Here is a 10,472-nt window from a genome sequence, read left to right on the forward strand (position 1 = left end):
GACAAGGCTCAATCGGCAGTGATTTTTCGGGTTTCGATGACGGTCTTCCAGCGCGCGAATTCGCGCGCCTGGTAGGCAGTGAAGGCTTCGGGCGTGCTGGCCACGATCTCCAGGCCCTGGTCGAGCATGCGCTTCTTCACGGCGGGGTCGTTCATGGCGGCGATGGCTGCGTCCGAAAGCTTCTTCTTCACGGCGGCGGGCAGGCCCTTGGGCGCGGCCATGCCTTGCCACGAGTAGACCTCGGCACCGGCCACGCCAGCCTCGGCCAAGGTGGGCACGTCGGGCAGCACGGGGCTGCGCTTGTCGCCGGTGACGGCAATCGCGTGCAGCTTGCCCGCCCGGATGTGCTGCAGCACGGCGTTCACGTTCTGGAACGAGAACTCCACCTGCCCGCCCAGCAGGTCGTTGATGGCCGGTGCTCCGCCCTTGTAGGGGATGTGCAGGCCTTCGGTGCCGCTCTGCTGCCAAAAGACCTCGGCCGAGAGGTGGTCCGACGAGCCGTTGCCCGAGCTTGCAAAGCTCACCTTGCCAGGATTGGCCTTGAGCTGGGCAATCACCTCTTGCACGGTGCGCGCCTTCTGATTGGGGGCAGCCACCAGCACGTTGGGTGCCTGCACGGGCACGGTGATGTAGTCAAAGTCCTTGAGGGCGTCGTACGGCACGCTTTTGAGCAAGTGCGGCGCCACCACAAACGCACCGAGCGACGACACCAGCAGCGTGTAGCCGTCGGGTGCGGCGCGCTTCACCGCACCGGCCCCCAGCGTGCCCGTGGCACCGGGGCGGTTGTCCACCACGAAGTTCTGGCCCAGCTTGTCGCCCATGTGCTGCGCCATGGCGCGGGCCACCATGTCGGTGGAGCCCCCTGCCGGAAAAGGCACGACGACGGTGACTGGTTTTTCGGGCCAGGGGGTGGCGGCGGTCTGGGCCGATGCAGCCAGAGCGATGGTGCAGGTACTGGCAATCAGCAGCAGTTTCTTGAACATGGGGAGGTCTCCTGAACAGTTGTGGAAGGGCCTTCTACGGGGCCTTGGTTGGGGAAAGTGAACCGGGGTGTGCCCAGGTTGACGACGAGCTGGCACCAACGTGAACATCCACTCACCAAAAGCAAGAGGTCATACAAGCAGCTATTCATTCAATCAACCCGGATTCAAGCCTCAAACACCTATTAACAGGCGCATTCTGAATGTCGGGATGGGCAAATGTTAACGTTAACAGTCGCATCAAAGACCATGGAAAACCCTTAGTTATAGGACCACCAACCCATTGATGGGAAAAGCGCTTGGAAGCCCCGGAGCGTTTGGCCTGCAGTCTGCGTTACGCTAGGCATCCACCCGCCTAACCAGCCCATGAGCATCCAAACACAGTTCTCTCTTCTCCGATTGCAGGGCGAGCCTCTGCCACAGGACCTTGCAGTCCTTCTCCATCACCAGGAAGAGCTGCAACGCCGCACCGGCGTCTGTATGGGCACAGCGGCCGACTGGGCCCCCTGGTTGGACACCAGCGACCTGAGCGAAGCCGAGCGGGCCGACCCCGAGATTGCTGCGAACCTTCGGGCCATCGCCGAGGTCTGCCGCCATATTGCTTTTGTGGTGGCCGATGATGAAGGCAATTACTTTGGCTACTGGCGCGGGCCGTCGTCAACACCCATTGCCGACAGTGTGGTGGTGCAACTGAGCAACGAAGCGCAGTTCTCGGTGTGCGGAACCGCGAACATCGCGGGAGCCATCCTGACCCAGTGTTGCTACGGCGGAACGTTCGACGAGACCCGCCAATGGTTTCTGCGCCTGGGGCTGACCGCCCTGCCCGCCTACCCCTATGACCTCGGCAATCCGCAGGTCACGCCCTCCCCGGCAGCCTTGCACGAGCAGCTTTTCAAGGCATATCTACCTGAGGCTGGGTAACTACACGCCCTACTTCGCTTATCAGCGAAAAGGCGGAACCGGTAGCAGCGGTATCAGCGGACCGCGCTTCTTTGAACCTGTGGCCCTCAGCCAAAGCCATCTGCGCCCACTGTGCAAAAAAAAAGAGGCTCGCGGCCCATCGCACCCGGGTGGGTGTACACAGCATCGCAGCTTGCCGCCGTCCAGATGGTTGCGCTCGCGCGCGTGGATTTCCAGCCTGCGTAATGGACTGTAATCGCTTACACCCAACCCGCTCGATATTCTGAAGTCGTGCTGTTGAGGAAGACCTGCATAACCCTTGCGAGGCGGTGGTAGTGCGGATCGGGATGGGGCACAAGGCGTCTTTTCTTGCCAATAGCCGCGCTATTGACAAGAAAAGCAATGCAGTGGACCGCCCGAGACCGCGCCATCACAGACCGCAGGGAGTTGTGCAGGTCATCCTCAAGGGCCTCTTTTTCAAAGGCCCTGCAGTACACAAGAGTCAATGCAATTGCATTTGACTGCTGTCTCCGCATTACTTATTCACTTTCAAGGAAGCACCATGCCCAGCACTCTCTCTACCGGCTTTGGCCAGACAGGCATTTTGGCAAACAGCCCCAACAACTACGACACCCTGCAACCTGGCCAGTACCGCCTCACCAACGTGACGCTCGTTCCTGGCATCCCGGTATTCAGCACAGAGGAAATCTACAAGTTGAGCAACGGCGCTGGCACGCCCGATATTTCGGTCAAATTTCAGTCAATGATTGGACATGCTGCCGGGGCTATCGTTATCAACGTGTACGCCATCTAGCAGGACTGGTTCGCCGGGCGCCCACAGGATGGACTGCTGGGCGGTTTCTCACCAACAGCGAGGCGCCCGTCCTGAGGAATCATCGCTTCGTGGATAGACTCGGCGGATGCCGCGCCCTCCCCCAAGTACCCTGCCAGAGACACCGGAACCTATTCGCAACCGACCGGTGGTGACCTTGCGCGAAGTGGCCGAGCAGGCGGGGGTGTCGATGATCACCGTCTCTCGCGCCATCAATACGCCCGGCCAGGTGTCCGAGCCCACACGCACCCGGGTGCAGGCGGCCATCTCCAGCTTGGGCTATGTGCCCAACCTCATTGCGGGGGGCCTGCGCTCGGCGCGCAGCCACCTGGTCACGGCCCTCGTGCCCACCACCACGGGGCAGCTGTTCGGCGAGATGGTCCAATCGCTCACCGACGCGCTGGAGTTGCGCGGGTACCAGGTGATGCTGGGCCAGGTGGGCTATGCACATTCGCGCGAAGACGAGCTGCTGCGCGCCATCGTGGGCCGCAGGCCCGACGGCATTGTGCTCACTGGCATCATGCATTCGCCCGAAGGGCGGCGGCTGCTGCAGGCCTCTGGCATCCCTGTGGTGGAGACCTGGGACTTCACCCCCAACCCCATCGACATGCTGGTCGGGCTGTCGCACGAACAACTGGGCGCCGCCGTGTGCAAGCACCTGCATGCCAAAGGTCGGTGCCGGCTGGCGCTGCTCAGCGGCGACGATGAGCGCGCCGCGCGGCGGCGAAAAGGCTTCTATGCCGAAGCGGGCCGACTGGGCTTGCGCGAGCCCGCCCTGCAGTTGGAGAAATCACCCACCTCCCACACCGAAGGGCGTGCGGGTCTGGCGGCCTTGCTGGCCGCCCAGCCAGACATCGATGCCGTGTTCTGCAGCTCCGACATGCTGGCCTTGGGGGTCCTCACCGAGGCGCGGGCGCGCGCCATGGCGGTCCCCGACCAGTTGGCCGTCGTCGGTTTCGGAGACATTGAGTTCGCCCAGACCGTGATCCCCAGCCTCACGACCGTGCGCATCGATGGCACGCGCATGGGCCAGACGGCGGCAGGCTTCATTGCCGACCGCGCGGAGGGAAAGACCGTGGCGGAGCCGGTGGTGGATATCGGCTTTTCGATCATGGAGCGCGAGAGCGCATAGCGGGTAGCCCGGCACCACCAGAGATCCGGGCCGGACGCACGGGCATACCTCTACAGGCCAATACCGTTCAATTTGTGGTGTATTGTATGAACACCATGCGCAGCAGCCCCTCGCCAGATCTCGAGCAATTCCTGGAACAACTCGCCCACGAAGCCCGCCCGGGCGACCGACTCCCCACCATCCGCGAATTGATGAAGCGCTTTGGCGCATCGCAAATGCTGGTTCAGCGGGCTTTCCAAGGCCTCAAGGAAAAGGGGCTGATTGATGCCCAGGTGGGTCGGGGCACCTACTTCCTGGGCGCAGGTTCGCAACCTGTGACGACGACTGAAACGAGTCCCTTACCCAGCAAAAGCCCGCATCCCAAAGCCCCTGCGGCAGTCACCTCCACTGTGAAATCGGTGCTGCTGCTGCGCCGCTCCATCAGCATTGCGCGCGGGCGCGTGCTGATCGAAAGTCTGCAGCACCGCCTGGCGGCCGACGGGCACCGGGTGCTGGAGCTGTCGTACAACGACCCGGACCATGCGCTCACGGTGCTCAAGGGCCTGCCGCGCTTCGATGCCTGCGTGGTGCAATCCACCTTCAAGGCCATTCCCATCGCCCTTCTGGCGGCTCTGCGCGACAAGTGCGACGTGCTGGCCGTGGACGGGGCGGCGCTGGTGGGTGCCGACGTCGAGGCCGTGGGCACCGAGTGGGGCGAGCCGCTGGCAGCCGCCATTGCCCTGCTGATGGAGCAAGGCCACCGGCGCATTGCCTACGCATGCACCTCGCACCCCTTTCTGGCCACTCAGCTCGGGCGTCGGCGCTTTAAGTATTTGCAAGCGACGCTGTCCGATGTGGTGCTGCAGGAAATCACGCTGGACATGCTGCCGCACGAGGACTACACCGCCCGACTGGTGGAACAGATCCAGGTCCGCGCGAAGGGCGCCGACAGCGCGAGCGCTTTGCCCTTTACAGCCCTGGTGGCCTGGGGCATCGAGGATGGCGCCCTCTTCCAGCGCCTGCTGGCCCACAGCGGGATTTCGGTGCCCGCGCAGCTGAGCGTGGTATTGCTCGGCCGCACGGACCTGGCCAGCGAACATGCGGACTTTTTCGAGGTGATCGGTTGCAGCGTGGCTGACCAGGTCGATGCCCTGCACCGCGCCATCACGGCGCGCTGGGCTGACGCAGGGACACCCTACGGCGTGCACCTGACGCCGGTCACGCACCGTGCGGGCACATCGGTAGCAGCCCCTGCGCGGTAGCTATGGCTCCACGCAGCCGGGTGCCACGCGCGCCACGGTGTCCACCACGAGCCGCGCCGATTCGCCGACATAGGCTTGTGCATCCAGCGCCTGCAGCAAGTCATCCGGCAAGGCACCGCCATTGAACGGCGGCTGTGCGCGGATCGCGTCGATGAAAGGCACGCCCTCAGACTGCGAGCGCTGCGCCGCCGCGTAGAGCAGGCGATGCGCCTCATGCCGGCCCATAAGGCGGGTGAGCCGCATCATCACAGCCTCAGAGGCGATCAACCCCCGCGTCATTGCGAGGTTGCGGGACATTGCCTGCGGGTTGACCGCCAGGCCTTGCGCCAGCCGCGCCAGCGTCTCGGCCACCGAGGTGGCGATGATGGCGATCTCGGGCAGCAGCGTATCGGCCACGTTGGTGGCCGATGAGTCACCCTCGTCCATGCGCACCATGGTCTCCAGCGCGGCCTGGGTGCGCGTACGCAGCATGCGCGCCAGACTGACCAGCAGCAGTGCCAAGGAAGGGTTGCGCTTTTGCGCCATGGTGGAACTGCCCACCTTCCCGATGTGAAAGGCTTCCGCCACTTCACCGACCTCGGTGCGCTGCAGGAAGACCACGTCCTGCGCGATCTTCTGTGCCGTGCCCGCCAGGAGGCCCAGTGCGGCCAGATAGTCGCTGGCCCGGTCATAGGACGACCGCAGCGGCATGTCGGCCGACAGCAGGCCCAGTTGCTGCGCCATCAGCGCCTGCACTGCGGGCCCGAGCGGCCCGGTGGCAGCAAAGGTGCCGATGGCGCCCCCCATGCTGGCTGGAAACGAGGAGGCAAGCCGCTCGGCAAGGCGACGGCGGCCACGGTCCAGTTCATCGACCCAGCCCGCGAGCTTGAAGCCCAGGGTCATCGGTAACGCGTGCTGGCCATGCGTGCGACCTGCCATGGGCGTGGCCTGGTGCTCCAACGCCAGCGCGGCCAATGCTGCTATGGCGGCATCCAGGTGCCCTGCCAGCAGCCTGTGGGTTCGCACCATCTGCAGTGCGCTGGCCGTGTCGAAGATGTTCTGCGTGGTCGCGCCCCAGTGGATGAAGCCAGCCGCAGGCTCACCGCACAGCTCCTCGAACCGGTGGAGCACTGGCACCAGCGGGTGTTGTGCGAAAGCGATGGCCTTTGCCAAATGCGGCAGGTCGAACAGTTCTGCCCGAGCATGGGCAGCGATCACCGGTGCCACTTCGGCAGGTATCACGCCCAGCCCGGCCTGGGCGTGGGCCAAGGCCGCCTCCACGTCCAGCCAGGCCTGCAGAGTGGCCGAATCGCTCCAGATGGCCTTGGCAGGTGCACTGAACCAGTGACCCGTGATGAAAGATTCGAACATACCGATCGCCATGTGTGCTCCATCCATACAACTACGGGTATATCCGTAGATTGTGTTGTATTGCGTTGTCCATCGAGGGCAAGCCGCATTCCAAACGCCAAGTGCCAGCGAATTTGCGACCACCCACTGATTGCATTGTATTGCATTAAGAAAATTCAATACATACAATTCACATGCAACCGCCAAACCACAATCCACGGAGACAAATCCATGACACGGCATTTCCTGGCAAGCACGGCTTGCCCAACCTCTTCAGCGCCCTACTCCGCACTTGTGTGCGTCGCCTTGGCCAGCCTCGGGGCCTGCGGTACAGCGCAGGCCCAGTCCTCGCTGACCATTTATGGCATCGTCGACCAGGGCCTGGCCCGTGCCAATGGGGGCACAACCCCCGGCGCCCTGCTACCCGGGCGCGGCGTGGCGCCGCGGGTCTGGACCATGAAGGCCGGCAACACGTCGCGCCTGGGGTTCATGGGCCGCGAGGACATGGGCGGCGGTCTCTACTCGCGCTTTCAGATCGAGCACCGCTTTGCCGCTGACACGGGCGCGCCAAGCAATCCCAGCATCTACTGGCTGGGCCGCTCGGTGGTGGCAGTAGGCAGCAAGCAGTGGGGCGAGGTGTATGCGGGGCGCGAATACTCGGCTGCCTACACAGTGGCTCTCAACGCAGACCCCACCTATTGGAGCTACGTGAGCCAGTTGGGCTCTGCCTACACCTATGCCAACTACACGCCAGTGGCGGCTCCCGCAGAAGCATCCAACATCCGTTGGGCAAACGCCGTAGGCTACAAATCGCCCGTGATCTCTGGCGTGAGCATGGAGATTGCAGGCGCTTTTGGCGAAGGAGTGCGCAGCAACGCCACCTCGGGCAACCTGCAGTACAAGAACGGGCCTGTATGGGTGGGCGCTGCGTTCGATCGGCTTGACTCCAGCACCCACCTGGCTCTGGTGGCAGGCGGGTACGACTTCGGCATGGTTCACACCAAGGCCAGCTACAGCCGCGCCAAAGGCGGGGTCAATGGCGATGCCACGGCCTACAGCGTGTCGGCCATGGTGCCGCTGAGTTTTGGTCGTACCTACCTCATGGTTGGGCACCTGAAACCCGCCACCCAACTCGATTCGCAGATGATCGGCGCTGGTCTTCAGTACGACCTGAGCAAACGCACATTGCTCTACACCAACCTCGGCACCGCCAAGCGCTACGGCCTCACACGCACCACAGCCATCGACTTTGGCGTGAAGCACACGTTCTGAACAGGAGTCACCATATGCAACGCAGACAACTCCTCCGTCAGGCCGCCGCGATGACAGTTCTGAGCACGGGCACTCTTATCACGCACACCGCGCAGGCGCAGAGCGACAGCGGAAATACCAAACCCATCTCACTGATCGTGGGCTATTCCGCTGGCGGAAGCGCAGATCTTGTCGCGCGCATTGTTGCGACCGAGCTGGGCAAGCGCCTAGGCCGTACCGTCATCATCGAGAACGTGGCGGGCGCCAGCGGCATGCTGGCCGCACAGCGGGTGCTCAACGGCCCGGCCGATGGCAGTCTGATCTACATGGGAGGCACCGACACAGTGGTCGTGCCCATGGTCAACCCCAAGGTCAAGCTCGACTGGGAGAATGACTTCGTTCCGGTGGGGCGCATGACCACCGTCCCGATGATCTTTGCCGTGCGCAAGGCGTCTCCCTACGCCAACCTGCAAGATCTTGTCGCCGCGCTGCGCAAGGGTGGCAAGGACAGCATCAACTTCGCCACGCCGGGCATCGGGACGATGCAGCACCTGTACGGCGCGCTGATCAACAAGCAGGCGAAGGTGTCCATGCTGCACGTACCCTACCGAGGTGGCACCCACATCACCAACGACCTGGTCGGCGGACAGGTGGACAGCGCCATGTTGGTGCTCTCCACGGCCATGCCATTTCTCAAGGACGGCAAGATCAGGGCGCTGTCGGTCTCCGACACCGCACGGGTGCAGCAGCTGCCTGACGTCAAGCGCATTGGAGAGGAGGAGGGTTTCTCCGGCATGGCTCTGCCATTGTGGCAAGGCCTCTTCATGAAGGCGGGCACGCCCGCCGCGACTGTGAACGCCGCCGACAAGGCACTGCAGGAAGCGCTTGCGCAGTCCGAGCTGCGGCAGAAGCTGCAGGAAGCAGGCATTACGGTCGCCCCCTTGAACGGACCTGAATTCAAGACATTCATCAAACCGCAGGCGAAGCTGTACCGCGATATCGTGACGACATCCCAGATCACGATGGAGTGAAGTCGCGCGGCAAGCGTGGCAGAACCATGGGGCGCAGCGCGGCCCCCAACGCTCTTTTTTGCTCTGGATACCGGATTGCGAAGTGTGTGGCCCTCTCCTGGTGGTTCAGGCCCCGCACTCCTCGCAGCGTGGGCAAGACAGGCATCCCCCCGGACGGGGGATGCCGCGCAGGCTGCGAACAGACAATGCCGCCCGGCCCGGTCAGCGCAAAAATTCAGGACGCATAGATCAGCGCCGCCGCCCGAGCCTCCATCGCCAGTCCCTGCCCCACGGGCCCCAGGCGCTCGGCCGTCTTGGCTTTCACATTGACTTGCCCCTCAGCGATGCCCACGGCCCGTGCAATGGCGGCGCGCATGCCGGGAATGTGCGCAGCCAGTCGCGGAGCTTGCGCGATCACGGTGCTGTCGATGTTGCCGATCTCATAGCCCGCCGCACGCACGCGCCGCGCTGCTTCGGCCAGCAACACACCGGAGTCGGCACCGCGAAAGGCAGCGTCGGTGTCGGGGAAATGGCTGCCAATGTCGCCCAGGGCAGCTGCGCCCAGCAGCGCATCGGTGATGGCGTGCAGCAGCACATCGGCGTCCGAGTGGCCCAGCAGCCCCGTGGGGTGGGCAATGTCCACGCCACCAATCACCAGCCGACGACCGGGCACCAGGGCGTGCACGTCCCAACCTTCACCAATCCTGAAATTCATCCGCTTGCCTTTGTTGTTGCGTGCCTTGCGGCGTTGTATTGCCTTGCGCCCCCCGCCGCACTCATCCACGGCGCCGTGAGGCCGGGGTTAAAGCACTGAAGGAAACGGTTCTAGAACAGATTCTTTTTGCCCGGTGCGGTGGTCACCTGGCCACGGTCGCCCCCAAAACGCTCCAGCGTCGTGCCGTGCGCACGCGCAGCCAGTACAGCCGCCGCCAGCGCAAAATCGTCCGGGTAGGTGACCTTGAAGTTCTGCGCCCCACCCGGCACCAGGCGCGGGTGCAGGCCCATGGCCTCCATGGCGCTGGCCTCGTCGGTCACGTTGGAACCCACCTTGTCGATGGCATCCATGAGGGGGCCGATGCGAAACATCTGCGGCGTCTGGGCCAGCCACTTGTCGCTGCGATCCACCGTGGAGGCCACACGCACGCCGCCCGGGCCGTCGATGGAGGTCTTGAGCGTGTCGGCCAGCTTGTGCGCCAGCAGGCCCCCGACACTGTCGCCAGCGCACTGGTCGATGAGGGAGTCGATCTGCTCGGACGTGACCAGGCAACGCGCGGCATCGTGCACCAGCACCCAGTCATCCGGCTGCGCGCCCCGTTCCAGCAGCGCCTTGAGGCCGCCCAGCACCGTATCGGCCCGCGTAGGGCCGCCACACTCCACCACAAAAAAGGTGGGGTGCGCATGCGTGTCCAAAAACCGGTCCCCGGGGGCCACCGCGACCAGGGTGCCCAGCAGCCGCCCCACACCGGCAAAGGCCGCCAGCGTGTGCAGCACCATCGGTTGGCCCGCCACCAGGTGGTACTGCTTGGGCAAAGGGGCTGTGGGCAGAGGCACAGCAACGCCCACATCCGAAAACGCAGCCACGGTCGAGGTCGATGGCGCAGCATTGCCGGAGGCGGACGCGGGGGCAGCAGCGCCCGCCGCAACAGCCCGCAAGCCCATTCCGGCACAGGGCACCAGCGCCCAGAATCGCCCATGGGCAGACAAAGGGGCGAGCGGGGGTTGGAGCAAGGGAGCAATCATGAAGCGCTCATTCTAAAATCCTCCGTTGCCCTCCGATCCAGCCCGTGCGTGTTTCGC

General features: G+C 64.1%; 10 protein-coding genes. 6 read left to right on the forward strand and 4 right to left on the reverse strand.

Features of this window, described 5'->3' with window-relative positions; genetic code table 11:
• Window positions 1-8: 8 nt before the first annotated feature.
• Window positions 9-983, reverse strand: coding sequence for a tripartite tricarboxylate transporter substrate binding protein (locus C8C93_RS10625; RefSeq protein ID WP_121506869.1), 975 nt, complete (start codon window positions 981-983; stop codon window positions 9-11).
• A 363-nt stretch (window positions 984-1,346) separates the two neighbouring features.
• Here C8C93_RS10625 and C8C93_RS10630 point away from each other — a divergent pair, with 363 nt between their 5' ends.
• The 4 genes from C8C93_RS10630 (at window position 1,347) to C8C93_RS10650 (ending at window position 5,085) form a co-directional block, all read left to right on the forward strand.
• Window positions 1,347-1,901 carry a hypothetical protein gene (locus C8C93_RS10630; RefSeq protein ID WP_147433763.1) on the forward strand — a complete coding sequence of 185 codons (555 nt, stop codon included), beginning with the start codon at window positions 1,347-1,349 and terminating at the stop codon, window positions 1,899-1,901.
• A 541-nt stretch (window positions 1,902-2,442) separates the two neighbouring features.
• Complete coding sequence (locus tag C8C93_RS10640; protein WP_055393637.1) at window positions 2,443-2,694, forward strand: hypothetical protein; 252 nt, start codon at window positions 2,443-2,445, stop codon at window positions 2,692-2,694.
• A 169-nt stretch (window positions 2,695-2,863) separates the two neighbouring features.
• On the forward strand, window positions 2,864-3,844 hold the full coding sequence (locus C8C93_RS10645; RefSeq protein ID WP_121508742.1) for a LacI family DNA-binding transcriptional regulator: 981 nt from the start codon (window positions 2,864-2,866) through the stop codon (window positions 3,842-3,844).
• Window positions 3,845-3,930: 86 nt separating this feature from the next.
• Window positions 3,931-5,085, forward strand: coding sequence for a GntR family transcriptional regulator (locus C8C93_RS10650; RefSeq protein ID WP_121506872.1), 1,155 nt, complete (start codon window positions 3,931-3,933; stop codon window positions 5,083-5,085).
• Here C8C93_RS10650 and C8C93_RS10655 read toward each other — a convergent pair whose 3' ends face one another.
• Entirely contained in the window at window positions 5,086-6,435 is a 1,350-nt protein-coding gene (locus C8C93_RS10655; protein WP_233559329.1) for an adenylosuccinate lyase family protein, read from the reverse strand.
• A 210-nt stretch (window positions 6,436-6,645) separates the two neighbouring features.
• Between C8C93_RS10655 and C8C93_RS10660 the strand changes: the two genes are divergently transcribed.
• The gene (locus tag C8C93_RS10660) at window positions 6,646-7,686 is read left to right on the forward strand and encodes a porin (protein ID WP_233559331.1); all 1,041 of its coding nucleotides are present in this window, start codon (window positions 6,646-6,648) and stop codon (window positions 7,684-7,686) included.
• A gap of 14 nt (window positions 7,687-7,700) precedes the next feature.
• Window positions 7,701-8,696, forward strand: a complete 996-nt coding sequence (locus C8C93_RS10665) for a tripartite tricarboxylate transporter substrate binding protein (RefSeq protein ID WP_233559333.1) — start codon at window positions 7,701-7,703, stop codon at window positions 8,694-8,696.
• Window positions 8,697-8,910: 214 nt separating this feature from the next.
• Here the strand turns inward: C8C93_RS10665 and ispF are convergent, their stop codons facing one another.
• Both ispF and C8C93_RS10675 read right to left on the reverse strand, forming a co-directional pair.
• Entirely contained in the window at window positions 8,911-9,390 is a 480-nt protein-coding gene (gene ispF / locus C8C93_RS10670) for a 2-C-methyl-D-erythritol 2,4-cyclodiphosphate synthase (RefSeq protein WP_055393645.1), read from the reverse strand.
• A gap of 110 nt (window positions 9,391-9,500) precedes the next feature.
• Window positions 9,501-10,415, reverse strand: coding sequence for a 2-C-methyl-D-erythritol 4-phosphate cytidylyltransferase (locus tag C8C93_RS10675; RefSeq protein ID WP_121506876.1), 915 nt, complete (start codon window positions 10,413-10,415; stop codon window positions 9,501-9,503).
• Between the last annotated feature and the right edge of the window lie 57 nt (window positions 10,416-10,472).

The sequence above is a fragment of the Acidovorax sp. 93 genome (assembly GCF_003633835.1).
GTDB classification, from domain to species: domain Bacteria; phylum Pseudomonadota; class Gammaproteobacteria; order Burkholderiales; family Burkholderiaceae_C; genus Acidovorax; species Acidovorax facilis.